The sequence below is a fragment of the Mesorhizobium kowhaii genome (genome assembly GCF_003253745.1).
In the GTDB taxonomy this organism is placed as follows: domain Bacteria; phylum Pseudomonadota; class Alphaproteobacteria; order Rhizobiales; family Rhizobiaceae; genus Mesorhizobium; species Mesorhizobium kowhaii.
In genome coordinates this window covers 219230-241801 of record NZ_MZXV01000051.1, presented here as the reverse complement: position 1 = coordinate 241801, position 22572 = coordinate 219230, and the positions used below count along the sequence as shown (strand labels likewise).

25 protein-coding genes are annotated in these 22572 nt (G+C 61.2%); 4 read left to right on the top strand and 21 right to left on the bottom strand.

The window, feature by feature from the left end; translation table 11 throughout:
• Positions 1 to 78: 78 nt before the first annotated feature.
• From B5V02_RS23645 to B5V02_RS23585, 13 genes are all read right to left on the bottom strand, one after another.
• On the bottom strand, positions 79 to 366 hold the full coding sequence (locus tag B5V02_RS23645; RefSeq protein ID WP_095085033.1) for a DUF2160 domain-containing protein: 288 nt from the start codon (positions 364 to 366) through the stop codon (positions 79 to 81).
• Between the two features lie 2 nt (positions 367 to 368).
• Positions 369 to 1283 (bottom strand): carbohydrate ABC transporter permease, encoded by a 915-nt coding sequence (locus B5V02_RS23640; protein WP_111546477.1) that lies wholly within the window; start codon positions 1281 to 1283, stop codon positions 369 to 371.
• 1 nt (position 1284) lies between these two features.
• Positions 1285 to 2151, bottom strand: a complete 867-nt coding sequence (locus B5V02_RS23635) for a carbohydrate ABC transporter permease (RefSeq protein WP_111546476.1) — start codon at positions 2149 to 2151, stop codon at positions 1285 to 1287.
• On the bottom strand, positions 2152 to 3219 hold the full coding sequence (locus tag B5V02_RS23630; RefSeq protein ID WP_111546475.1) for an ABC transporter ATP-binding protein: 1068 nt from the start codon (positions 3217 to 3219) through the stop codon (positions 2152 to 2154).
• Between the two features lie 9 nt (positions 3220 to 3228).
• Positions 3229 to 4308, bottom strand: coding sequence for an ABC transporter ATP-binding protein (locus B5V02_RS23625; protein WP_111546474.1), 1080 nt, complete (start codon positions 4306 to 4308; stop codon positions 3229 to 3231).
• Between the two features lie 41 nt (positions 4309 to 4349).
• Positions 4350 to 5870 (bottom strand): glycerol-3-phosphate dehydrogenase, encoded by a 1521-nt coding sequence (gene glpD, locus B5V02_RS23620; protein ID WP_111546473.1) that lies wholly within the window; start codon positions 5868 to 5870, stop codon positions 4350 to 4352.
• Positions 5871 to 5996: 126 nt separating this feature from the next.
• Positions 5997 to 6764 carry a DeoR/GlpR family DNA-binding transcription regulator gene (locus B5V02_RS23615; protein WP_111546472.1) on the bottom strand — a complete coding sequence of 256 codons (768 nt, stop codon included), beginning with the start codon at positions 6762 to 6764 and terminating at the stop codon, positions 5997 to 5999.
• Between the two features lie 127 nt (positions 6765 to 6891).
• Positions 6892 to 8304: a pyridoxal phosphate-dependent decarboxylase family protein gene (locus tag B5V02_RS23610; RefSeq protein ID WP_111546471.1), complete on the bottom strand. Its 1413-nt coding sequence runs from the start codon at positions 8302 to 8304 to the stop codon at positions 6892 to 6894.
• 110 nt (positions 8305 to 8414) lie between these two features.
• Entirely contained in the window at positions 8415 to 9146 is a 732-nt protein-coding gene (locus tag B5V02_RS23605) for a proteasome-type protease (protein WP_111546470.1), read from the bottom strand.
• Positions 9147 to 9177: 31 nt separating this feature from the next.
• Positions 9178 to 9972, bottom strand: a complete 795-nt coding sequence (locus tag B5V02_RS23600) for a transglutaminase family protein (protein ID WP_111546469.1) — start codon at positions 9970 to 9972, stop codon at positions 9178 to 9180.
• Between the two features lie 85 nt (positions 9973 to 10057).
• On the bottom strand, positions 10058 to 10999 hold the full coding sequence (locus B5V02_RS23595; RefSeq protein WP_111546468.1) for an alpha-E domain-containing protein: 942 nt from the start codon (positions 10997 to 10999) through the stop codon (positions 10058 to 10060).
• A gap of 21 nt (positions 11000 to 11020) precedes the next feature.
• Positions 11021 to 12433, bottom strand: a complete 1413-nt coding sequence (locus B5V02_RS23590; protein ID WP_167458630.1) for a circularly permuted type 2 ATP-grasp protein — start codon at positions 12431 to 12433, stop codon at positions 11021 to 11023.
• Positions 12434 to 12604: 171 nt separating this feature from the next.
• Positions 12605 to 12841 carry an Lrp/AsnC family transcriptional regulator gene (locus B5V02_RS23585; RefSeq protein WP_095085044.1) on the bottom strand — a complete coding sequence of 79 codons (237 nt, stop codon included), beginning with the start codon at positions 12839 to 12841 and terminating at the stop codon, positions 12605 to 12607.
• A gap of 265 nt (positions 12842 to 13106) precedes the next feature.
• On the opposite strand from B5V02_RS23585, the gene B5V02_RS23580 reads away from it, so the two are divergent.
• From B5V02_RS23580 to B5V02_RS23570, 3 genes are all read left to right on the top strand, one after another.
• The gene (locus B5V02_RS23580; protein ID WP_111546466.1) at positions 13107 to 13526 is read left to right on the top strand and encodes a DUF4864 domain-containing protein; all 420 of its coding nucleotides are present in this window, start codon (positions 13107 to 13109) and stop codon (positions 13524 to 13526) included.
• A gap of 194 nt (positions 13527 to 13720) precedes the next feature.
• Entirely contained in the window at positions 13721 to 14017 is a 297-nt protein-coding gene (locus tag B5V02_RS23575; RefSeq protein WP_111546465.1) for a hypothetical protein, read from the top strand.
• Between the two features lie 48 nt (positions 14018 to 14065).
• Positions 14066 to 14641 carry a hypothetical protein gene (locus B5V02_RS23570; protein WP_146606141.1) on the top strand — a complete coding sequence of 192 codons (576 nt, stop codon included), beginning with the start codon at positions 14066 to 14068 and terminating at the stop codon, positions 14639 to 14641.
• Here B5V02_RS23570 and tgt read toward each other — a convergent pair.
• The 7 genes from tgt to coaD form a co-directional block, all read right to left on the bottom strand.
• The gene (tgt, locus tag B5V02_RS23565) at positions 14638 to 15777 is read right to left on the bottom strand and encodes a tRNA guanosine(34) transglycosylase Tgt (RefSeq protein ID WP_111546463.1); all 1140 of its coding nucleotides are present in this window, start codon (positions 15775 to 15777) and stop codon (positions 14638 to 14640) included. The two genes, B5V02_RS23570 and tgt, sit on opposite strands and share 4 nt — an antisense overlap.
• Positions 15770 to 16039 carry a hypothetical protein gene (locus tag B5V02_RS23560; RefSeq protein WP_111546462.1) on the bottom strand — a complete coding sequence of 90 codons (270 nt, stop codon included), beginning with the start codon at positions 16037 to 16039 and terminating at the stop codon, positions 15770 to 15772. Before B5V02_RS23560 ends, tgt begins: the two co-directional genes overlap by 8 nt.
• Positions 16029 to 17117, bottom strand: coding sequence for a tRNA preQ1(34) S-adenosylmethionine ribosyltransferase-isomerase QueA (gene queA / locus B5V02_RS23555; protein WP_111546461.1), 1089 nt, complete (start codon positions 17115 to 17117; stop codon positions 16029 to 16031). The genes B5V02_RS23560 and queA overlap by 11 nt, the downstream gene beginning before the upstream one ends.
• Positions 17117 to 17566, bottom strand: coding sequence for a DMT family transporter (locus B5V02_RS23550; protein WP_111546460.1), 450 nt, complete (start codon positions 17564 to 17566; stop codon positions 17117 to 17119). The genes queA and B5V02_RS23550 overlap by 1 nt, the downstream gene beginning before the upstream one ends.
• A 12-nt stretch (positions 17567 to 17578) precedes the next feature.
• Positions 17579 to 18091, bottom strand: a complete 513-nt coding sequence (locus B5V02_RS23545) for a peptidylprolyl isomerase (protein ID WP_111546459.1) — start codon at positions 18089 to 18091, stop codon at positions 17579 to 17581.
• A gap of 27 nt (positions 18092 to 18118) precedes the next feature.
• The gene (locus B5V02_RS23540; RefSeq protein WP_245446159.1) at positions 18119 to 18613 is read right to left on the bottom strand and encodes a peptidylprolyl isomerase; all 495 of its coding nucleotides are present in this window, start codon (positions 18611 to 18613) and stop codon (positions 18119 to 18121) included.
• A 112-nt stretch (positions 18614 to 18725) separates the two neighbouring features.
• Positions 18726 to 19226, bottom strand: coding sequence for a pantetheine-phosphate adenylyltransferase (coaD, locus tag B5V02_RS23535; protein WP_111546457.1), 501 nt, complete (start codon positions 19224 to 19226; stop codon positions 18726 to 18728).
• Positions 19227 to 19418: 192 nt separating this feature from the next.
• On the opposite strand from coaD, the gene B5V02_RS23530 reads away from it, so the two are divergent.
• The gene (locus B5V02_RS23530) at positions 19419 to 19571 is read left to right on the top strand and encodes a hypothetical protein (protein WP_111546456.1); all 153 of its coding nucleotides are present in this window, start codon (positions 19419 to 19421) and stop codon (positions 19569 to 19571) included.
• A gap of 56 nt (positions 19572 to 19627) precedes the next feature.
• On the opposite strand, the gene gyrA is transcribed toward B5V02_RS23530, so the two are convergent.
• On the bottom strand, positions 19628 to 22432 hold the full coding sequence (gene gyrA / locus B5V02_RS23525) for a DNA gyrase subunit A (protein ID WP_111546455.1): 2805 nt from the start codon (positions 22430 to 22432) through the stop codon (positions 19628 to 19630).
• Between the last annotated feature and the right edge of the window lie 140 nt (positions 22433 to 22572).

Below are 22572 nucleotides of genomic sequence, written 5' to 3'. Positions count from 1 at the left end.
AAGTTTCCTCCACTGTTTCAGGTTCAAGTGTGATCTGGAGCAGCCGCCGGCACGCGGTCGCTCCAACAGTTTCCCCCTCTATACGTAGCGGAACACGCCGATGGCGTAGACCACGGAGAGAGCGAGAGCCCACCAGAGACTGGGTCCGACAAGACCCAGCCAAGCGAGATGGATAAACGCGCTGCCAAGCAGCGATAGGAAGAGACGGTCGCCGCGCGTCGTCTCGAAGCGCAGGATGCCAACGCGCGGATTGCCGCCCGGCGAGGCGTATTCCCACACCGCCATGCCACACAGCAGCAGAAGAATGGTTGCGAAGAAGGCCGCCGTCGGCCACGTCCACGCCATCCAGGAGAGGTCGAAGTTCATTGTCATACCCTCCCCAGGGCGAAGCCCTTGGCGATATAGTTGCGGACGAACCAGATGACGAGCGCGCCGGGGATCAGCGTCAGCACACCAGCCGCTGCAAGCAGGCCCCAATCCATGCCGGCGGCGGAAACCGTGCGCGTCATGGTGGCGGCGATCGGTTTGGCGTCGGTCGTGGTCAGCGTGCGGGCAATCAGCAATTCCACCCATGAGAACATGAAGCAGAAGAAGCAGGCGACGCCGATGCCGCTGGCGATCAGCGGCATGAAGATCTTGACGAAGAAACGCGGGAACGAATAGCCGTCGATATAGGCGGTCTCGTCGATTTCCTTCGGCACGCCCGACATGAAGCCTTCAAGGATCCACACCGCCAAAGGCACGTTGAACAGGCAGTGTGCCAGCGCCACCGCGATATGGGTGTCGATCAGGCCGAAGGCCGAGTAGAGCTGGAAGAACGGCAGCGCGAACACCGCCGGCGGCGCCATGCGGTTGGTCAAAAGCCAGAAGAACAGATGCTTGTCGCCGAGGAAGCGATAACGCGAGAAGGCGTAGGCCGCCGGCAACGCCGCGGCCACCGAAATCACCATGTTCATCACCACATAGGTGATCGAGTTGATGTAGCCCGAATACCAGGAGGCGTCCGTGAAGATGGTGACGTAATTGGCGATCGTCGGCGCGTGCGGATAGAGCGTCAGCGAGGAGACGATCTCGGCGTTGGTCTTGAAGCTCATGTTGATGAGCCAGTAGATCGGCAGCAAGAGAACGATGATGTAGACCGTCGGCACGATCCACCACCAGCGCGATTCCTCGCCGCGACGCCGCATCAGCCGGGCGACCTCATCCTGCGACAGCGTGCTGGCCAGTTCTCCCGAAGCTGTCGTCTCGTTCACTCTGTCCGCTCTTTCGTTGGCGCCGCTCATCTCAGCGCTCCGCGTCGTAATTGGTCATCACGGTGTAGAACACCCACGACAACAACAGGATGATGAGGAAGTAGACCAGCGACATGGCAGCCGCCGGGCCAAGGTCGAACTGACCGAGCGCGGTCTTGACGAGGTCGATCGACAGGAACGTCGTCGAATTGCCGGGACCGCCGCCAGTGACGACGAAAGGTTCGGTATAGATCATGAAACTGTCCATGAAGCGCAAAAGCACGGCGATCAAAAGCACGCGCTGCATCTTCGGCAGCTGGATGTAGCGGAACACCGCCCATCGCGAAGCACCGTCGATCTTGGCCGCCTGATAGAAGGCATCGGGAATGGAAACCAGGCCGGCATAGCACAGCAGCACGACCAGGCTCGTCCAGTGCCAGACATCCATGATGATGATGGTGACCCAGGCGTCGAACGGATCCTGCACGTAGTTGTAGTCGATGCCGAGCGCGTTGACGTAGTAGCCGAGCAGGCCGATGTCGTTGCGGCCGAAGACCTGCCAGATGGTGCCGACGACGTTCCACGGGATCAGCAGCGGCAGCGCCATCAGCACCAGGCAGACCGGCACGCCCCAGCCCTTTTTCGGCATGTTGAGCGCGATGAAGATGCCGAGCGGCACTTGGATGGAGAGGATGATGAAGGAGAAGATCAGGTTGCGGACCATCGCTTCCCAGAAGCGGCTGGACGAGAGCAGTTCCTCGAACCATTCGGTGCCGGCCCAGAAGAAGACATTGTTGCCGAACGTGTCCTGCACCGAATAGTTGACGACCGTCATCAGCGGAATGACGGCCGAGAACGCCACCAGCACCAGGACCGGCAGCACCAGGAACCAGGCCTTGTTGTTCCAGGTCTTTTCCATCTATGCCCCCATCTCGACGCGCCAGGAATCGGCATAGATGTTGATGCCGGCCGGATCGAACCGCACCTTCGGTTCGGCCGGCACGGTCTCGTCCTCGCCGATAACCGCCGCGATGTCGCGGCCTTCCAGCTTGGCGCGCACCACTTTGTGGCGTCCGACATCCTCGACCTTGCTGATCGAAACGGCCATGCCGTCGCGGCCAAGCCGCACATATTCGGGACGGATTCCAAGCTCGATGGCGCCACTGTCTGCCTTCGGCGCGCCCGGGAGTTCGATCCGCTGCGAGCCGAGCGTCGCCGTCTTGCCGTCGATTGCCACCGGCATGACGTTCATGCCGGGCGAGCCGATGAAATAGCCGACAAAAGTGTGGCGCGGCCGTTCGAACAGTTCCGCCGGCGTGCCGATCTGCACGATGCCGCCATCATACATCACCACAACCTGATCGGCGAAGGTCAGCGCCTCGGTCTGGTCGTGGGTGACATAGACCATGGTGTAGCCGAAGCGGCGGTGCAGCTGCTTCAATTGCGAGCGCAGCACCCACTTCATATGCGGGTCGATGACGGTCAGCGGTTCATCGAACAGGATGGCGTTGACGTCGGACCGCACCAGTCCACGGCCAAGCGAAATCTTCTGCTTCTGGTCGGCGGTCAGGCCCCTCGCCTTCTTCTTTGCCCAGGACGCCAGATCGATCATTTCCAGTGTCTCGCGCACCTTGCGGTCGACATCGGCTTCCGGCACGCCGCGGTTGCGCAGCGGGAAGGCCAGATTGTCGTAGACGGTCATGGTGTCGTAGATGACCGGGAACTGGAACACCTGCGCGATGTTGCGCTCCTGCGTCGACAGGTTGGTCACGTCCCTGCCGTTGAACAGCAACTGGCCATGCGAGGGATGAAGCAGGCCCGAGATGATGTTGAGCAGCGTGGTCTTGCCGCAACCGGACGGTCCGAGCAGCGCATAGGCGCCGCCATCCTCGAAGGTGTGATGCACTTCGCGCAGCGCGAAATCGGCATCCGTCCGCGGGTTCGGCAGATAGGAATGCCTGACATGATTGACGTCGATGCGCGCCATATCGCCCTCCTATGCCGCCAGCTTCGGCGCGCTGACGGCGCGGCCGTGCTCGTCGAAAACCATGATGTGGCGCGGATCGATGAACACCTCGACCACTTCGTCGGGCTCGAAATGGCGGATGCCGTGGGTCAGCATGACCCAGCGCACGTCGGCGAAGTCGAGATGGATGAAGCTCTCCGACCCGGTGATTTCGGTGATCGTGACCTTTGCGCGCACCGGCACGGCCAAGGCATTGGGCCGTTCGAGCGACAGATGATGCGGCTGGAAGCCGATCGTATAGTTGGCATCGGCAATGCCCGAGAGCTCGGTCGGCACCGGCAGTTTCACGCCGCCTTCGAGCAGGAAATCCGGGCCCTTCTTGGCCAGCACGATGGTGTTGAGCGGCGGATCGGCGAAGGTCCTTGCCGTCACCAGATCGGCCGGCTTGCGGAACACCTCGATGGTCGGGCCGAACTGGGTGATGCGTCCTTCGGAAAGTGTCGCCGTATTGCCGCCGAGCAGCAGCGCTTCATGCGGTTCGGTCGTGGCATAGACGAAGATGGTGCCGGCGGCGGCAAAAATCCTCGGCAGCTCGGCGCGTAGTTCTTCGCGCAATTTGTAGTCGAGATTGGCAAGCGGCTCGTCGAGCAGCACGAGGCTGGCATTCTTGACGATGGCGCGCGCCAGGGCGGTGCGCTGCTGCTGCCCGCCCGACAGGCTGAGCGGCGTGCGGTCGAGATAGGGTGTCAGCTTGAGCAGGGCCGCGGCCTCGCGCACTTCCTTGTCGATCTTGGCCTGATCGGTGCCAGCCACCCGCAGCGGCGAGGCGATGTTCTCGTAGACGGTCATCGCCGGATAGTTGATGAACTGCTGGTAGACCATGGCGATCTTGCGCTTCTGCACGGGCACGCCGGTGACATTCTGGCCGTCGAACCAGACCGAACCGGAGGTCGGTACATCGAGACCGGCCATCAGCCGCATCAGGCTGGTCTTGCCGGAAAGCGTGGGCCCAAGCAGGACGTTGAGCGAGCCGTGCTGAAGCGTCAGCGACACGTCGCGGATATGCTCGACCGCACCGACCATCTTGGTGACGTTTCTCAGTTCCAGCATGACGCCTCCTCCCAGGCTTTCTGCATCAGCTCAAACCCTTTTCATTCGGCAGCTGCGACATGCCGCCGGCTTATGCCGCGCATGAATTCGTCGAGCGATGCCACCTGCTCACGGCCGAGATGCAGGCCGCGCTTGGTCCTGCGCCATAGCACATCCTCAGCGGTGACCGCCCATTCGTTTTCAACGAGGTAGCGTATCTCGGCCTCGTAGAGATCGGCACCGAAATTGCGGCCGAGATCGGCATTCGATTTGGCCAGGCCCAGCAGAACCTGCGCACGCGTCCCGTAAAGCCGGGTCAGCCGGCGCGCCAGGCGTGCGTCGAGGAAGGGATAGGCCGATTTCAGCTTCGCCACTTGCGCGTCGAAGCCGGTGGCCGGGAAATCTCCGCCCGGCAGTGGCGCGTTTGCCGTCCACGGCTTGCCACGCTTGCCGAGGAAACCCTCGATCTTTTCCAGCATCGATTCCGACAGCCGGCGATAGGTGGTGATCTTGCCGCCGAACGCATTGACGATCGGCGCAGCGCCCTCGCCGCCATCAGCCTTGATCACATAGTCGCGCGTCGCTTCCTGCGCCTTGGAGGCGCCGTCATCGTAGAGCGGACGGACGGCGGAATAGGTCCAGACGATGTCGGAGCGCTTGACCGGTTGCGCGAAATATTCGCTTGCCGCGGCACAGAGGTAGTCGATCTCGGTGTCGCTGATTTTCACGTCATGCGGGTCGCCGGGATAATCCTGGTCGGTGGTGCCGATCAGGGTGAATTCTTCCTCGTAGGGAATGGCGAAGATGATGCGGCCATCCTTGTTCTGGAAGAAATAGGCGCGCGGATCGTCGAACTTCTTGGAGATGACGATGTGGCTGCCTTGCACGAGGCGGACATTGTGCACATCGTTGAGGCCGACGACGCCGGAAAGCACGTGATCGACCCAGGGGCCGGCAGCGTTGACCAGCAGCCTTGCCTTGATCTCCTCGGTCGCGCCGGTCTGCAGGTTCTCGATCTTGATCGTCCACAAACCGTTTTCGCGGCGCGCGCCGACCACTTTCGTGCGGGTGCGAATGGTCGCGCCGCGATCGGCGGCATCGCGCGCATTCAGCGCCACCAGCCGCGCATCATTGACCCAGCCATCCGAATATTCGAAGGCCTTTTTGAACAGCGGCTTCAAGGGCTTGCCGGCCGGATCCCTGGTCATGTCCAGCGTCCGGGTCGCCGGCAGCAATTTGCGCCCGCCAATGTGGTCGTAGAGGAAGAGGCCGAGCCTGATCAGCCAGGCCGGACGCAGGCCCTTGGCGTAGGGCAGCACGAAGCGCATCGGCCAGATGATATGCGGAGCGTTCTTCCACAGAACCTCGCGCTCCATCAGCGCCTCGCGCACCAGGCGGAATTCATAGAATTCGAGGTAGCGCAGGCCGCCATGGATCAATTTGGTCGAGCCTGAGGAGGTCCCGCTGGCAAGGTCGTTCATCTCGGCGAGAAAGACGGAAAAGCCACGCCCGACGGCATCGCGGGCAATGCCGCAACCATTGATGCCGCCACCGATGACGAAGATGTCTCGGATTGCGTCCACAAAGCCCTCCCGCGATTTCGCATTGCAGCATTTTTAGGTTTTTACGAAACCGTATCGGGATTATTTCGAAATGAGAACGAATGTCAAACGAAATATCACAGGCGCGTGATGATATACCGAGACCGCTTAGCCGAGCGACGTCTCGATCAGTTGAACCTCGGCTTCCTGACAGATCTTGCGCACCGACGGGATGTCGCAGCGGTCGGTGATGAAGGTGTTGACCTGCGACAGATGGCCGATGCGCACCGGCGCGGTGCGCTCGAATTTGGTCTGATCGGAAACCAGGATGACATGACGCGCATTGGCGATGATCGCCTGCGCCACCTTGACCTCGCGGAAATCGAAGTCGAGCAAGGCACCATCATGGTCGATGGCCGATGCGCCGATCACGGCATAGTCGACCTTAAACTGCCGGATGAAATCGACTGCCGCTTCGCCGACGACACCGCCATCGGAACCGCGCACCACCCCACCGGCAATCACCACCTCGATCGACGGATATATGCGCATCCTATTGGCAACATTGATGTTATTGGTGATGACCATAAGCCCGCTGTGATCGAGCAATGCCTTGCTGACCGCCTCTGTCGTGGTGCCGATGTTGATGAACAGCGAGGCGTTGTCGGGGATCAGCCTGGCTGCCGCGCGGCCGATCGCTTCCTTCTCGTCGGCGGCGATCTTGCGCCTCGCCTCATACTCCATGTTCTCGATGCCGGACGGGAACAACGCACCGCCATGGATGCGCGAAAGCAGCCGCTGATCGCACAGGTCGTTGAGATCCTTGCGTATGGTCTGCGGCGTCACATTGAAGTGGGTGGCCAGATCGTCGACCAGCACGCGACCATGATCCTTGGCCATCTGGATGATTTCGGCATGGCGTGGCGACAGATACATGGACGAGCTCCCGTTTTCGTTTTTCTTGTCTATAGTCGAAAACGAAACCAATGAAAAGGCATGAGCCGGCTAATGAAATCGACACGACTGCAAAGGCAAACGCCAGCGCACTCCAGGTTTGGCCAACTCAGGCCAAGCCGCGCGCCATTTCGGTGATGACGACGAAGGCGGCATCGACATCGCCGGCGGTCGCCTCGAACTGTCCGACCTGGAACCGGATTGCCACTCGTCCATCGACTCTCGTCTGCGTCAGGTAGATGCGGCCATCGTCGTTGATCGCGTTGACCAGCCGCAGATTGTGTTCGTCCGCATCGGCGCCGGTTGCGGCCCTGTGCCGGAAGGAAAACAGCGACAGCATCGGTTCGCTGACGATCTCGAAATCCGGCTCCTTTGCCAGCCGCGCGGCAAGGCCTTCGCTCCAGGCGACATGGTTGCGGATCATCGTCCGCAGGCTTTCCAGCCCATGGGCGCGCAGCAGGAACCACAATTTCAGCGCGCGGAACCGTCGGCCGAGCGGCACCGACCATTCGGAATAGTTGATAATGCCGTCATGGCCGTGGGTTTTCAGATAGTCCGGCTTGATGGCCAGCGTCCGCACATGGCTTTCGGGATCGCGCAGGAACTGGATCGAGCAATCGAACTGAGCGCCCAGCCATTTGTGCGGATTGAAGACCACGGAGTCCGCCGCTTCGACACCCGCCCAGAAATGGCGATACTCGGGGCAAATCATCGCCGAGCCGGCCCAGGCCGCATCGACGTGAAGATAGAGGCCATGCCGCCGCGCCACCTCGACAACCGCGGCGATGTCGTCGGTGCCGCCCGTGCTGGTGCCGCCAACGCAAGCGATGATACCGGCCGGCAGCATGCCAGCTTCCCGGTCAGCAACGATTGCCGCCTCAAGCGCTGCCGTGTCCATGGCGCGAAAACGGCCACCGACGGGAATGCGCACAAGATTGTCCTCGCCGATGCCCGAGACCCAGATCGCCCGGTCGATCGAAGTGTGCACCTGGTCGGAGGAATAGATGCGCAATCGCGCCTGCCCTGCCAGGCCTTGTCTGTTGCCTTGCCAGTCGAGCGCCCGCTCGCGCATGGTCAGCACCGCGGCCAGTGTCGCCGACGAGGCCGAATCCTGGATCACTCCGGAGAACCCGTCCGGCAGGCCGAGCGCCTGGCGCATCCAGTCGACAGTGCGCGTTTCGAGCTCGGTCGCCGCCGGCGACGTCTGCCAAAGCATGCACTGTGCGGCCATCGCCGAGACCAGATATTCCGCCACCACCGAGACCGGCGCCGCATTGGCCGGGAAATAGGCGAAGAAGCGCGGATGCTGCCAATGCGTCATCCCCGGCAGAATCTTCTCTTCGAAATCGGCAAAAATCCTGTCCATCGGTTCCGCATCTTCAGGCGGCGCAGCCTCTATGCTCCTGAAGATGTCGCCCGGCTCGACCAGCGGCCGCACCGGGCGGTCGCGCAGCGTGCTGCGGTAATCGGCGCCCCAATCGGCGGCGCGCCGCGACCATTGCCGGAAATCATCATTGTTCATCGTGTCCTCCCGACAGGATCCCTCGCCGCCGCTCGTCACGGCTGGCTCTTCAAGGTTCGATATTATTTAACATGTGAAATATATGCAACCGCCAGCGAATGCCGCGCGCCCTACCCCGGGAAATCGGGCAGGCTGGCAAAAGCTGTCTTCAGCGCACTCGACCAGCCATCCGAGATCGTGCGGTAGTACTGGTCGTCCTGGCCGATCCGCTTCTTCAGCCCAACCTTGAAAGCGTCTTTTTCCAGGAAGAGCAGGTCGAGCGGCAAGCCGACCGACAGATTCGACTTCAGCGTCGAATCGAACGACACCAGAAGCAGCTTCACCGTCTCGGCGAGGCTCATCGTCTTTTCGTAGGCGCGGATGATGATCGGCTTGCCATATTTGGTCTCGCCGATCTGGAAGAATGGCGTGTCGTCGGTCGATTCGATGAAATTGCCTTCGGGATAGATCATGAACAGCCGCGGCTCGCTGCCCTTGATCTGGCCGCCGAGGATGAAGGAGGCATTGAAGTAGGAGTCTGCCTTTTCGCCGGCTGGTGACGAACTGGCGATGACCTCCTTGACGGTATCGCCGACCAGCCGCACCGTCTGATACATCGACGGCGTCTCCAGAAGCGTGGCGTGACGATCTGCAATTGCCTTGGTGCGTTCGTCAAGCAGGCTGACCACCGCCTGAGTCGTCGCCAGGTTCCCGGCCGACATCAGCACGATGACGCGCTCGCCCGGCTGCTCCCAGACATGCATCTTGCGGAAGGTGGAAATCGAATCCATGCCGGCATTGGTGCGCGTGTCCGACATGAACACGAGCCCGCGATCGATCTTCAGGCCGACGCAATAGGTCATGGAATCTCTTCTAACGGCAATCCTAGGGGGATTACTGCTCTACCGTGACGGTGACCGCAAGCTGTTCTTCCGCCTGTCCCAGCCGAATTCCCGACACCGGCGTGGCATCGCGATAGTCGCGGCCGGTTGCCACTTTTACATAGCGTTCGTCTGGAGAGATGCCGTTGGCGGCATCGAAGGCAACCCAGCCGAGACCCGCGACATGCGCTTCGGCCCAGGCATGGCTTGCGGCCTGCTCGACAGTCGCATCCAGCATCAGATAGCCGCTGACATAGCGGGCCGGAAAGCCCATGGCGCGCGCGGCCGCGGCAAAGATATGGGTGTGATCCTGGCAGACACCGGTCTTGAGCGCCAAGGCTTCCTCTGCCGGCGTCGCCGCATTGGTGGTACCGGGCGTGTAGGCGACGCGCTCGCCGATCATCGCCATCAGCCGGTGCAGCCGCTCGATGTCGGTGCCCTTGCCGACCGCGGCGGCGAGTTCGCGAACACCGCTGCCGATCGCCGTCAACGGTGTTTCATGGCTGTACAGCCAGAGCGGCGTAAAGCCCTGGTGTGGTCCGGAGACACCTGCGGTGTCGCGCGTCACCACTTCGCCGGCCGCTTCCACGGTGATGAAGTCGCGCTCGCCCTCGACGCTCAATAGCCTTGTGTCATTGCCGAAGTGGTCGACAAAGCGAACCTCTTCGCGCGCGCCCTCGATGGCCAGCGCCCAGGACAGAACGGTCTGCGTCGATCCGCTGACCGGAAGCAGCCGCAGCCGCTGCAGCAGATAGTGCACCGGTGCATCGTAGCGGTATTCGGTCCGGTGGGTGATCTTCAGCCGCATGTTTGTTTTCCGTTTACGAGCATGATCTCGTCCGAAAACCGGTTCCCACTTTTCGCTATCGCGGTCCTTCGGTTCGGGATCATGCTCAATTAAACCGATAATCTTGTGCGATCTCGTCGCCGAGCCTGGTGTTCTCACGAATGAAATTGGCCAGGAATTCATGCAGGCCGGCGTCGAATATATCCTTGATCGACCCGGCCCTCAGCATGGCCTGCGTCTTGTCGGCCGTCGCGTGGCAGGCATGGCGTTCGCCGTAGTCGTCGCCGAGGAATTTCAGATGTTCGGCCAGGAAGCGATAGCAGAAGGTCAGCGAACGCGGCATGCGGACATTGAGGATCAGATAGTCGGCAATGTTGGTCGGCTTGTAGTCGGCCTCGTAGACCCAGCGGTAGGAGCGGTGCGCCGACACCGAACGCAGGATCGATTCCCACTGGTAGTTGTCGAGCGTCGAGCCGACCCAGGAGATCGACGGCAACAGCACATAGTATTTCACGTCGAGAATGCGCGCCGTGTTGTCGGCGCGCTCGACATAGGTGCCGAGCTGCGAGAAATCGAAGATCTCGTTACGCAGCATGGTGCCGTAGAACGAGCCGCGGATCAGTGCCGTCTCGCGCTTGATCGCATCGAGAACGCTGGGCAGGTCGCGCTCGTCGATCGGCCTTGCCAGCATCCGCTTCAGCGACATCCAGGCTTCGTTGATGCTTTCCCAGGTCTCGCGTGTCAGCGCGGTGCGCACCATGCGGGCATTGTTACGAGCCGTCTCGATCGCCACCATCGTGCTCGACGGGTTCGACGTGTCGCGCAACAGGAAGTCAGCGACATTGGCGGCGGTATAGTCCTGGTATTTCTGCGTGAAGGCGACGTCGGAGCCGGCGCTGAGCAGCACCGAATTCCATTCTTCCGAGGCACTTTGGGTGCGCGTCAGCGCCATGCGCAGGCCGGCATCGACAAGGCGTGCCATGTTCTCAGCCCGCTCGATGTAGCGGTTCATCCAGTAAAGTCCGTTGGCGGTCCGGCCTAAAAGCATCCAAAAACCTTCAAATGAAAATCAATCATCCAGCACCCACGTATCCTTGGTGCCGCCGCCTTGCGAAGAATTGACGACCAGCGAGCCTTCCTTCAGCGCGACGCGCGTCAGCCCGCCGGGCACGATCTGGATGCGGTCGGAAACCAGCACATAGGGCCGCAGATCGACGTGGCGCGGCGCCAGGCCCTTGTCGGTCAGGATCGGGCAAGTCGACAGCGCCAACGTCGGCTGGGCGATGTAGTTCGACGGTTTTGCCGCGAGTTTCTTGGAAAAATCCTCGCATTCCTTCTTGGTCGCCGCCGGCCCGACCAGCATGCCGTAGCCGCCGGAACCGTGGACCTCCTTGATCACCAGCTCGTCGATGTGCTCGAGCACGTATTTCAGGCTGTCCGGCTCCGAGCAGCGCCAGGTCGGAATGTTGCCGAGGATCGCTTTGCGGCCGGTGTAGAATTCGACGATCTCGGGCATGTAGGAATAGATCGCCTTGTCGTCGGCGATGCCGGTGCCCGGCGCATTGGCAATGGTGATGTTGCCGGCGCGGTAGACATCCATGATGCCGGGTATGCCAAGCGCCGAGTCCGGCCGGAACGTCAGCGGGTCGAGGAAAGAATCGTCGACGCGGCGGTAAAGCACATCGATCTGCTTGTAGCCTTCGGTCGTGCGCATCGCGACATGGCCGTCGATGACGCGCAGATCCTGCCCTTCGACAAGCTGCACGCCCATTTGGTCGGCAAGGAAGGCATGTTCGAAATAGGCGGAGTTGAAGCTGCCGGGCGTCAGCACCGCGATGGTTGGCGTGCCCTTGGTGCTTTGCGGCCGCACCGCCGCCAGCGACTGGCGCAGAAGCTGCGGATAGTTTTCCACCGGCCGCACCTTGATCTTCTGGAACAGCTCGGGGAACAGCTGCATCATCGTCTCGCGGTTCTCCAGCATGTAGGAGACACCGGATGGCGTGCGTGCATTGTCCTCCAGCACGTAGAATTCGTCCTCGCTGATGCGGACGATGTCGACGCCGATGATGTGGGTGTAGACGCCGGCCGGCGGCCTGACCCCGATCATTTCCGGCAAAAACGCCTCGTTCTTGGCAATCAATTCCCTGGGAACGCGCCCTGCCCGCAGGATCTCCTGGCGATGGTAGATGTCGTCGAGGAAGGCGTTCAGCGCCTGCACGCGCTGCTCGATGCCTTGCGTCAGACGCCGCCACTCATTGCCCGAGATGATGCGGGGAACGATGTCGAACGGGATCAGCCGCTCGGAGGCTTCCTGCTCGCCATAGACGGCGAAGGTGATACCGGTCTTGCGGAAGACGCGTTCGGCGTCCTGCATCTTCTCGGTAAGCCTGGCCGGATCCTGCTCCTTCAGCCAGCGATCATAAGCCGAATACGGTCTTCTCAATCCGGAAACTTCCGGAAGCATTTCATCGAACGCTGCCAATCGCATACTCCCCTGTGACACCATTTCACTGGCGTCGCCGGAGAAAATCAAGCGCAATCGGTGATTTGAGGGATACCGACGATCAGTATGTGGCGGCTGCCCAAAATTGAGGCAGCTGAAATATGACCTTGGTCAGGCTTTGCCTTGTGGCCGAGCAGGTGCGTTCAGTGGCTAGAAGGCGCGGAACGTGACGACGGTGAAGGTGTCCTTGATGCCGGGGAGAATCTGCACCTTCTCGTTGACGAAATGGCCGACATCTTCCTCGTCGTCGACATAGAATTTGGCGAGCAGATCGTAGTTGCCGGCAGTGGAGTAGATTTCCGAAGCGATCTCGGCATCGGCAAGCGCGCTGGCAACCTCATAGGATTTGCCCAACTCGCATTTGATCTGCACGAAAAACGCCCTCATGGCTTCGTCCCTAAACGTCCAAGTCCAAGCGGCCCTTCTGACAGACTGGAGGCGGGCTTTCAAGCGTTGGAATGCGTACTTAGCCGACCTGGACCTGGGCTACGGCTTCCCACAGCGCCGCCACCGGCATGACGCGCTTGAACCGAGGCGAGACGAATAAATCGCCATCACTGAAACCGTGAAGCGCCGCCAAGCGTATGTTAAAATGCCTCTTGGCACAGTTTTGGGGAGAGGCAGCGTTCTCAAGGGGCACCGGAGACAGGCCATGCGCCACATGTTTTTCGCATTCGCGTTCGTTCCATTCATCTTGGCCTCGTCGGCGTTTGCCGGCGATGCCGAGATCAAGGCGGCGCAAGCAGCCATCGACGGCCAGTTGAAAGCGTTCATCGCCAATGACGGCGTCACCGCCTACAGCTTCGCAGCACCCAACGTGAAGCAGATCTTCCCGACCGTCGACACCTTCATGAACATGGTGACCAACGGCTATCCGCCCGTGCGCAAGCCGCAGACCTATTCTTTTGGCAAGGTGGAGGAGACGAGCCCGACCTCGATCGTCCAGCAGGTGCTGATCGTCGGCCCCGACGGCAAGGACTACGAGGCTGTCTACACGCTGCAGCAACAGCCCGACGGCAGCTTCCAGATCACCGGCTGCAGCCTGCGCGCGTCGAATTCGCTGAGCACCTAGACAATCCATTTAAGGCTTGTTGACGCCCAAGATTGCCATCGCCTTGAAAGGATCACGCTTTGACAGCGCAATCCGGATTCGGCATCCGTTTCATTCTGAATGGGATTGCGGAATATTGACTTGAACGACAATCACAAAAGGTGACTGTGCTGGAGTGGTGGGTTTCGTGACAACAACAATACTGTGTGACTTGCGTGGGGGGCTTTGATCTCGTGGTCGTGCAGGCGATTTTTTCCGCTGTTTGGCTTACAGCGCTCTTGATGCTCGTGTTCTGGATGATGAACTTTCGTTCATCCATTCACCGTGAAAATGTAAGTCGTAGTTATCAGCCCGAAATGAGGGAGGCGACGCCTGAAAGCGAAGAGATTGCATCAATTCCTTTCAAAATTCGCGCAACCTTTCCGGGTCGAATTTCAGGGATCAAGGAATGGACACCCGAGGAGATCAACCTCATAATCACATCCTACAAGGAACGCTACCCCGAAGAATGACAGGCCTATCTTGATGCCGAGAATAACAATGGGTTCATTTCCAGTGCGATGAGCGATCGCATTTGTTCATTCATTGAAGAATTGTTTCCCGGCCTTCATCGGAAGCACTACCGCGCTGGCGCAGTTAATTTTCGATTTGCCAATGAGCGCACTTTTCAATTTGTCATGTGGCAGCCCGAAAATCGACTGCTGCGTAGGGAGAAATTCCTAGCACACATCAAGAAACATCGACAAATTGTTAATGGTAGTGTCGAATGGAACGAAGCCCAGGGCATTGTTTTACTGGAGCATATACAGAGCAATGATCCCGATCTTTGGACAGACTATTGCAATTCATACAACGACATCGGCTTCATAGGTCTCGGAATTATCGGTCGAATTAAGGCGCATATTACGGCCCTATTCCCTCTTCCGGAGGATTGCAGCAACAAATGGGTAATGCGCGGGCTATTGGACGAGGCCAATCGGCGTTACGGCTTCGAAATGCTCAAGCCGGCAAACGCCAAGATGCTAGATCGGCTTGAGAGCGAGTGGTTCAATGAGCGGCGCGGGTGGATGACTTTTGAAGAATGGCACCAGCAGGTAAAATTGCGCACCAAAAACACTTCAGACAAAGGCGATTAAGACCGCGCTGCGGCTGGAATATCACCCCTCGCCCAACCTTCTGAAATCTCTGCCGCGCGGGTCTCGAACGCATTAGCCTCGATCGCGGCGCGGATGTCCTGCATAAGCTTCTGATAATACGAGAGATTGTTCCAGGTCAAAAGCATCGCACCGAGCGCCTCCTGCGAGCGCACCAGATGGTGCAGATAGGCGCGTGAGTAATCCCGGGCTGCCGGGCAGTCGTTTTCCTCGTCGAGAGGGCGCGGATCGTCGGCATGGCGGGCGTTGCGCAGATTGACCTTGCCGCGCCTGGTGTAGGCAAGGCCGTGCCGGCCCGCTCGCGTCGGCATCACGCAGTCGAACATATCGATGCCGCGCGCCACCGATTTCAGGATATCGTCCGGCGTGCCGACGCCCATGAGATAGCGCGGCTTGTTCGCCGGCAGTTCCGGACAGGTGATGTCGAGCATCTCGAGCATCACCGCCTGCGGCTCGCCAACGGCCAGGCCGCCAACCGCATAGCCCTTCAACCCCATCGCGCTCAGTGCCTGCGCCGACCGCACCCTGAGTGCCGCGTTGTCGCCGCCTTGCACGATGCCGAACATCGCCTTGCCCGGCTGGTCGCCGAACGCCGTCTTGCAGCGCTCGGCCCAGCGCAGCGACAGCTCCATGGCACGCTCGATCTCCTTCATCGCGGCCGGCAGCGCCGTGCACTCGTCGAGCTGCATCTGGATATCGGAATCGAGCAAGCCCTGGATCTCGATCGAGCGCTCCGGCGACATCTCGTAGGCGGCGCCGTCAATATGCGAGCGGAAGGTGACGCCCTTTTCGGTCAGCTTTCTCAGCTTCGACAGCGACATCACCTGGAAACCACCGCTATCGGTCAGGATCGGATGCGGCCAGCGGGCGAACTCATGCAAGCCGCCGAGCCGCGCCACGCGCTCGGCGCCCGGCCGCAGCATCAGATGGTAGGTATTGCCCAGGATGATGTCGGCGCCGACGCCGCGCACTTGGTCCATGTACATCGTTTTGACCGTGCCGCCGGTGCCGACCGGCATGAAGGCAGGCGTGCGGATTTCGCCGCGCGGCATGTCGATCACACCACGCCGCGCCTTGCCGTCCGTCGCCAGAACCTTGAAGCTGAACGGCTTAGCCATTGAATTCCTTGTCATGAACCGGTGCGCCAGGTGCCTGCTTGTCGAGCGACTGGCGGTATTGGATGCAGCCACGCATGAATTTTGGCCAGGGCGGCACGGCGATCGATGGCTCGGTCTTCTCAGGCAGCAAATCCCACAGATCCGGATGATACCAGCACAAATCATGGCCGGTGGCGTCGCGATGCTGCCGAATGCCGGTGCGCAATTTTTTCACTTCCGCGATCAGTGCATCGCGGTCCAGGCTCTTGAGATCATCGTCCATCGCTCATCTCCGCTCGATAAAGCAGGCTTGCGTCTCCATAGGAGTAGAATCTGTAACGGGTCTCAATGGCATGCGCATAGGCCGCACGCATCGTGTCGAGGCCACTGAAGGCCGAAACCAGCATGAACAGGGTCGAGCGCGGCAGATGGAAATTGGTCATCAGCATGTCGGCGGTGCGAAAGCGATAACCCGGCGTGATGAAGATGTCGGTCGGGCCGGACCACGCGGCGAGCGTGCCATCTGCGCGGGCGGCGCTCTCCAGCAGGCGCAGCGAGGTCGTGCCGACAGCGATGATGCGCCCGCCCCTCGCCCTGACCGCGTTGAGTGCGTCGGCGGTTGCCTTGCTAACCGAACCGGTCTCGGCGTGCATCTTGTGGTCGGCGGTGTCATCTGCCTTCACCGGCAGGAACGTGCCGGCACCGACATGCAAGGTGACGAAATGGCGCTCGACACCCTTGGCGTCGATTGCCGCAAAAAGCTCCGGCGTGAAATGCAGGCCCGCCGTGGGTGCGGCAACGGCGCCTTCCTCCCTGGCATAGATGGTCTGGTAGTCAGCCCGGTCGCGTTCGTCGTCGTCGCGCTTCGAAGCGATATAGGGCGGCAGCGGGATGTGGCCGACCGCGTGCAGTGCCTCGTCCAGGAAGGGCCCCGACAGGTCGAAGCCAAGCAGCGCTTCGCCGCCCTCGCCTTTCTCGATCACGGTGGCGTCGAGCTGACCGAGGAAACAGGAATTGCCGTCATGGCCGAAATGGATGCGGTCGCCGGCGGCAATGCGCTTGCCCGGCCGCATGAAAGCCAGCCAGCGGTCCGGCGCCATGCGCATGTGCAGCGTGGCTTCGACCTGAGCCTGTGCCTCACCGCGCCGTCGGATGCCTTTGAGCTGCGCCGGAATCACCTTGGTATCATTGAAAACCAGCACGTCGCCGGCCCTGAGCAGGGACGGCAGGTCGCCAACTGTCCGGTCGTCGAGCCCTTCGCCAGGCTTGACCACCAGCATCCTGGCGCTGTCGCGCGACTCTGCCGGGCGAAGCGCGATGCGCTCCTCCGGCAGGTCGAAGTCAAATAGATCGACGCGCATCAGTAGAGCCGGACGAGCAGCGCTCCGGCCAGCAGCAGCACCGCGCCGGCGACCCGGCCGAGCGAAATTTCACGCACCGCGACGCCGAGGAAGCCTACACGGTCGATGAGCATGCCGGCCAGCAACTGGCCGGCCACCAGAAACGCCATCAGGGCGGCGGCGCCGATGCGCGGCGTCAGGATCGTCGACAGCGTGACATAGAAGCCACCGAGCATGCCGCCGGCGACGAACAGCCACGGTGCCGGCGCCTTCCAGTCGAGCGTGACGTCTTGCAGCTTCACCACCGTGACGGCGATGATGCCGAGCACGACCGCGCCCGATAGGAACGAAAACGCAGCCGCCGCGACCGGGAGCCCCAGGCCGCGCGCCAGCTGCGAATTGATCGGCGCCTGAATGGCAATGAAGGCGCCGGACAGGATGCCGAAAAGCGACCAGACGACGCCCATCATTGTCGTTTTACCTTACTTGACGTCGGCCGCGACCTTCAGCGACACGATCTTGTCAGGATCCGGCACCGGCTCGCCGCGCTTGATCTTGTCGACATTGTCCATGCCTTCGATGACCTGGCCCCAGACCGTGTACTGGCGGTTGAGGAAGGCGGCTTCGTCGAAGCAGATGAAGAACTGCGAATTGGCCGAGTTCGGGTTCTGCGAACGGGCCATCGAACAGGTGCCGCGGCCATGGTTGGCGTTGGAGAATTCGGCTTTCAGGTCCGGCTTGTCGGAGCCGCCCATGCCAGCGCGCGACGGCGCGAAGGAAGGCTTGCTCGAATTGCCGAACTTGACGTCGCCGGTCTGCGCCATGAAGCCGTCGATGACGCGGTGGAAGACCACGCCGTCATAGGCGCCTTCGCGCGCCAGCTCCTTCATGCGGGCGACATGGCCGGGCGCCAGGTCGGGGAAAAGTTCGATGACGACCGTGCCCTTGGTCGTTTCCATGATGAGCGCGTTTTCGCGGTCCTTGATCTCGGCCATGTCAGATATCCTTTTGAGAAAACAGAGTTATTTGTCGGCGGCGATGCGCACCTTGATCATCCGGTCAGGGTCGGTGACCGTGCCATTGTCCGCTTCGTCGCCCTTCTTGATGTGGTCCACCAGATCCATGCCGCTGACGACGTTGCCGACGATGGTGTACTGGCCATCGAGCGGCGGCGCCGGCGCGAACATGATGAAGAACTGCGAATTGGCGGAGTTGGGATCCTGCGAGCGGGCCATGCCGACCACGCCGCGCTTGTAGTGCTCGGTCTGCGAGAATTCGGCTGGCAGGTCGGGCTGGTCGGAACCACCTGTGCCGACGGCCTCGGCGCTAAAACCCTTCTTCATGTTGCCGAACTTGACGTCGCCGGTCTGCGCCATGAAGCCGTCGATGACGCGATGGAAGGCGACGTTGTCATAGGCGCCCTGGCGCACCAGCTTCTTGATCTGCGCGACGTTCTTGGGCGCGAGATCGGGTCGAAGTGCAATGATGACGTCGCCATCCTTCAGCGTGATGATCATGGTGTTTTCCGGGTCGGCGGCGAAAGCCGAGACCGATGCGGTCACAAGGCCGGCAAGCACAATGAGGAGCGAGGCAAGCTTTTTCAGCTGCATGGATTTTTCTCCGGAGTCCTTATTTCGCGAATTTGGCGGTGAGCGCACCGGCAACCGCCGCCGGCACGAAGGGGCGGATGTCGCCTCCCATCGAGGCAATCTGGCGGACAAGTGTGGCGGTAATGGTGCGCACGGACGGGCTGGCGGGCAGAAATACCGTCTGCAGTTCAGGCGCTATGGTCTCGTTCATGCCGGCCATCTGCATCTCATAGTCGAGGTCGGTGCCATCGCGCAGGCCGCGGATCATGATCGAGGCGCCCTGCTTCCTGGCCGCATCGATGACCAGCCCGTCGAAGGCGACGACCTTGATGCGCGCGCTGTCGCGGCCGAATAAGGTGTGCGTCGCATTCTCGATCAGCTTCACCCGTTCCTCAAAGGAAAACAGCGGCTGCTTGCCCGGATGGATGCCGATCGCCGCATAGACGACGTCGGCCACCGCCAGTGACGCTTTCAGCACGTCGAGATGGCCGTTGGTCAGCGGGTCGAAGGAGCCGGCATAGAGAGCGATGCGTTCAGTCATGGCTGGTGCTTCTAGCGAGCCTCTCTCGCAAAGGCAAATCCGATTGGCGAGCGGGTCGTGAACCTTTTCCGCCGCATGAACGACAGATGAACACGCTGATCACGAAGCCTTCACGCAGCGTTCACTAGGTTGCACCTTAATAAGATGAAACCAAAATCCCATATGTTCGTTGTTAGGCGCAGGAGAACACACATGCTGATCTACATGCTCGCCACCGCAATGACCGTCGCCATGCTGATCGCCACCGTTTTCGGCTTGCATCAGGAGGCTCAGCGCGTCCGCATCAAGGTCAACACCAGGCGCTTCGAAGGTTTTGGCCCCCGCAAGCCATATCGCCACTACTAAGTTCGTCCTAACTTGCTGCCGCGCCGGCCGATGGGCCGGCGTTGCTTTGTCAGAGCCTATTCTATGACACCCGGGCCGGCGTCCGCGGCCGGAGTGGACTCAGCGCCGCCCTCGATACCGTCCTCGGCTTCCTCGTCCGCCTGCGGTTCCGAAATCCGCTCGACCGAAACCACCTTTTCGCCTTCAGCCGTGTTGAAGATGGTCACGCCCTTGGTGGCGCGGCTGGCGAAACGGATGCCGTTGACCGGCACCCGAATGACAGTGCCGCCGTCCGACACCAGCATGATCTGGTCGTCATTGCCGACCGGGAAGGTCGCCACCAGCCTGCCGATCTCGGCTACCTTCGAAACGTCGGTGGCACGGATGCCCTTGCCGCCGCGCCCGGTCACCCGGAAATCATAGGAAGACGACCGCTTGCCGTAGCCATATTCGGTTACCGTCAGCACGTACTGCTCGTGTACCTTGAGATTCTCGTAGTCCGCGTCGGAAAGCTCCGCCTCCTCGCCGACCTCTTCATTGGTCAGCGCGATCTCTTCCTCTTCGCCGGCCGCGATGCCGGCGGCAAGCCGCCGTTCGGCCGCCGCCCGCTTGAGATAGGCGGCGCGCACGGCCGGCGACGCATCGACACTCTCGATCACCGCCATGGAAATCACCCGGTCTGTCTCGGCCATGGCAATGCCACGCACCCCGACCGAATTGCGGCTCTGGAAGACGCGCACGTCGCCGACCGAGAAGCGGATGCACTGGCCGGAACTGGCGGTCAGGAGCACATCGTCATTGTCGGTGCAGGTCTCGACGCCGAGGATCTCGTCGCCCTCCTCCTCCAGCTTCATGGCGATCTTGCCGTTGCGGTTGACCTGGACGAAGTCGGAAAGCTTGTTGCGCCGCACGGTGCCGCGCGTGGTGGCGAACATCACGTCGAGCTCGCCCCAACTGGTCTCGTCCTCGGGCAGCGGCATGATGGTGGTGATGCGCTCGCCCTGTTCCAGCGGCAGCATGTTGATCAGCGCCTTGCCGCGCGATTGCGGGTTGCCGATCGGCAACCGCCAGACCTTCTCCTTGTAGACGATGCCGCGCGAGGAGAAGAACAGTACCGGCGTATGCGTGTTGGCCACGAACAGCCGGGTGACGAAATCCTCTTCCTTGGTCGACATGCCCGAGCGGCCCTTGCCGCCGCGGCGCTGCGCCCGGTAGAGCGACAGCGGCACGCGCTTGATGTAGCCGGAATGGCTCACCGTCACGACCATGTCCTCGCGCTGGATCAGGTCCTCGTCTTCCATGTCCGCGCCACCGTCGGTGAGCTCGGTGCGGCGTGGCGTGCCGAACTCGTCGCGCACGGCGGCAAGCTCGTCCTTGACGATCTGCTGGACGCGCGCGCGGGACGACAAAATGTCCAGATAATCAATGATTTCGGCGCCGATCGTGTTCAACTCGTCGGCAATTTCGTCACGGCCAAGCGCGGTCAGGCGCTGCAGGCGCAGTTCGAGGATGGCGCGCGCCTGTTCCTCGGAGAGGTTGTAGGTGCCGTCCTCGTTGATGCGGTGGCGCGGATCGTCGATCAACAGGATCAGCGATTCGACGTCGCCGGACGGCCAGCGCCGCTCCATCAACTGCTCGCGCGCCGTCTGCGGATCCGGCGCGGTGCGGATGAGCTTGATGACCTCGTCGATGTTGGCGACGGCGATGGCGAGACCGACCAGCACATGGGCGCGGTCGCGCGCCTTGCGCAGCAGGAATTTCGTCCGCCTTGTGATCACTTCCTCGCGGAAAGCGACGAACGCCCGCAGCATGTCGGTCAGCGTCAGCAGTTCCGGCTTGCCGCCGTTCAGCGCCACCATGTTGGCGCCGAAAGAGGTCTGCAGCGGCGTGAAGCGGTAAAGCTGGTTGAGAATGACGTCGGCGACGGCGTCGCGCTTCAGTTCGATGACGACACGGTAGCCCTGGCGGTCGCTCTCGTCGCGGATGTCGGAAATGCCCTCGATGCGCTTGTCGCGCACCAGTTCGGCCATCTTCTCGATCATCGACGACTTGTTCACCTGATAGGGAACCTCGGTGATGATGATCGACTCGCGGTCGTTGCCGCGCGCCTCGATGTTGACCTTGCCGCGCATGACGATGGAGCCACGGCCGGTCGAATAGGCGCTGTAGATGCCGGAACGGCCAAGCACGATGCCGCCGGTCGGGAAATCCGGTCCCGGAATGATCTCCATCAGCGCCGGCAGGTCGATCGCCGGATTGTCGATGATGGCGATGGCGCCGTTGCAGACTTCGCCGAGATTGTGCGGCGGGATGTTGGTCGCCATGCCGACGGCGATGCCGCCGGAACCATTCACCAGCAGATTGGGGAACCGTGCCGGCAGAACCTTGGGCTCGCTGCCGGACGCATCATAAGTGTCCTGGAAATCGACGGTGTCCTTGTCGATATCCTCCAGCAACTCATGCGCGACCTTGGTCAGCCGCGATTCGGTGTAACGCATCGCCGCCGGCGGATCGCCGTCGATCGAGCCGAAATTGCCCTGTCCGTCGATCAGCGGCACGCGCAGCGACCAATCCTGCGCCATGCGCACCAAGGCGTCATAGATCGAGGCATCGCCATGCGGATGGTATTTACCCATCACGTCGGCGACCGGGCGCGCCGACTTCACATATTTGCGGTTCCAGTGGTAACCGCTCTCATGCGAAGCGAAGAGAATGCGGCGATGCACCGGCTTCAGGCCGTCGCGCACGTCCGGCAGCGCACGGCTGACGATCACGCTCATGGCGTAATCGAGATAGGAGCGCTGCATCTCCTCGACGATGGATATCGGCTCGATGCCGGTGGGGCCGCCGTCGGCGCCGCGCGGTGTCTTTTGGTCGGTCAAATCGGATCACAATCTAATCAGGAATCACTTGCTGCTTATATAGGAAGCAAGCCCGAAACTCCAACATCCGCAACACTTTTCCAGTGTCAATTTTGGTGGTAATTTCAAAAGGATACCACTGATTGCGACGATATGGCCAA

Excerpts from the sequence above, each read along its gene's own strand:
- queA (WP_111546461.1), bottom strand. The coding sequence starts at position 17,117 with ATGCGCGTCGATCTATTTGACTTCGACCTGCCGGAGGAGCGCATCGCG.
- B5V02_RS23610 (WP_111546471.1), bottom strand. The coding sequence starts at position 8,304 with ATGAACAATGATGATTTCCGGCAATGGTCGCGGCGCGCCGCCGATTGG.
- B5V02_RS23630 (WP_111546475.1), bottom strand. The coding sequence starts at position 3,219 with ATGGCGCGCATCGACGTCAATCATGTCAGGCATTCCTATCTGCCGAAC.
- B5V02_RS23570 (WP_146606141.1), top strand. The coding sequence starts at position 14,066 with ATGAGCGATCGCATTTGTTCATTCATTGAAGAATTGTTTCCCGGCCTT.
- B5V02_RS23595 (WP_111546468.1), bottom strand. The coding sequence starts at position 10,999 with ATGCTTTTAGGCCGGACCGCCAACGGACTTTACTGGATGAACCGCTAC.
- B5V02_RS23585 (WP_095085044.1), bottom strand. The coding sequence starts at position 12,841 with ATGAGGGCGTTTTTCGTGCAGATCAAATGCGAGTTGGGCAAATCCTAT.
- B5V02_RS23600 (WP_111546469.1), bottom strand. The coding sequence starts at position 9,972 with ATGCGGCTGAAGATCACCCACCGGACCGAATACCGCTACGATGCACCG.
- B5V02_RS23605 (WP_111546470.1), bottom strand. The coding sequence starts at position 9,146 with ATGACCTATTGCGTCGGCCTGAAGATCGATCGCGGGCTCGTGTTCATG.
- tgt (WP_111546463.1), bottom strand. The coding sequence starts at position 15,777 with ATGGCTAAGCCGTTCAGCTTCAAGGTTCTGGCGACGGACGGCAAGGCG.
- B5V02_RS23530 (WP_111546456.1), top strand. The coding sequence starts at position 19,419 with ATGCTGATCTACATGCTCGCCACCGCAATGACCGTCGCCATGCTGATC.
- B5V02_RS23560 (WP_111546462.1), bottom strand. The coding sequence starts at position 16,039 with ATGGACGATGATCTCAAGAGCCTGGACCGCGATGCACTGATCGCGGAA.
- B5V02_RS23615 (WP_111546472.1), bottom strand. The coding sequence starts at position 6,764 with ATGTATCTGTCGCCACGCCATGCCGAAATCATCCAGATGGCCAAGGAT.
- B5V02_RS23645 (WP_095085033.1), bottom strand. The coding sequence starts at position 366 with ATGAACTTCGACCTCTCCTGGATGGCGTGGACGTGGCCGACGGCGGCC.
- B5V02_RS23545 (WP_111546459.1), bottom strand. The coding sequence starts at position 18,091 with ATGGCCGAGATCAAGGACCGCGAAAACGCGCTCATCATGGAAACGACC.
- B5V02_RS23625 (WP_111546474.1), bottom strand. The coding sequence starts at position 4,308 with ATGCTGGAACTGAGAAACGTCACCAAGATGGTCGGTGCGGTCGAGCAT.
- B5V02_RS23550 (WP_111546460.1), bottom strand. The coding sequence starts at position 17,566 with ATGATGGGCGTCGTCTGGTCGCTTTTCGGCATCCTGTCCGGCGCCTTC.
- B5V02_RS23635 (WP_111546476.1), bottom strand. The coding sequence starts at position 2,151 with ATGGAAAAGACCTGGAACAACAAGGCCTGGTTCCTGGTGCTGCCGGTC.
- B5V02_RS23580 (WP_111546466.1), top strand. The coding sequence starts at position 13,107 with ATGCGCCACATGTTTTTCGCATTCGCGTTCGTTCCATTCATCTTGGCC.
- coaD (WP_111546457.1), bottom strand. The coding sequence starts at position 19,226 with ATGACTGAACGCATCGCTCTCTATGCCGGCTCCTTCGACCCGCTGACC.
- B5V02_RS23640 (WP_111546477.1), bottom strand. The coding sequence starts at position 1,283 with ATGAGCGGCGCCAACGAAAGAGCGGACAGAGTGAACGAGACGACAGCT.
- B5V02_RS23540 (WP_245446159.1), bottom strand. The coding sequence starts at position 18,613 with ATGATCATCACGCTGAAGGATGGCGACGTCATCATTGCACTTCGACCC.